The sequence below is a fragment of the Halomonas sp. 3D7M genome, from assembly GCF_014897885.1.
GTDB lineage: Bacteria > Pseudomonadota > Gammaproteobacteria > Pseudomonadales > Halomonadaceae > Vreelandella.
The window spans coordinates 49,710-50,059 of the sequence record NZ_JABUZF010000212.1 but is presented as its reverse complement, the minus strand read 5'-3'; the positions used below and the strand labels follow the sequence as shown (position 1 = coordinate 50,059).

1 pseudogene (only partly in view) is annotated in these 350 nt (G+C 46.3%); it reads right to left on the bottom strand.

The features are described from left to right. Positions 1-42: 42 nt before the first annotated feature. Positions 43-350, bottom strand: a pseudogene (gene pssA, locus INT22_RS12230) (CDP-diacylglycerol--serine O-phosphatidyltransferase) (it continues 655 nt past the right edge of the window).

Here is a 350-nt window from a genome sequence, read left to right as displayed (position 1 = left end):
GCCGTCTTGGCAAGTGGTTTTTTGGGAAAATGTGAATAAACTTTAGCTTTTAGGCTTGGCCTTGCGCATAACGGCCAATACCGGGCCTGAGCACACATAAGCACCAAAAAGCAGTAGCAGCATTACAGATGGTTCCACTGAGATCATTACGAACCCTAGCACTACCGCTAGAAGCACAACAAAAGGTACAGGCTTTTTGAAATCGAGGTCTTTAAAGCTGTAATAACGAATATTGCTAACCATGAGCACACCCGCTGCCCCTACAACAAACAGCATTAGCAGCTTAAAACCTACCGCATCCGCATCAAAACTATGGAAGGTCCACACACTTGCAGCCACTAAAGCGGCAG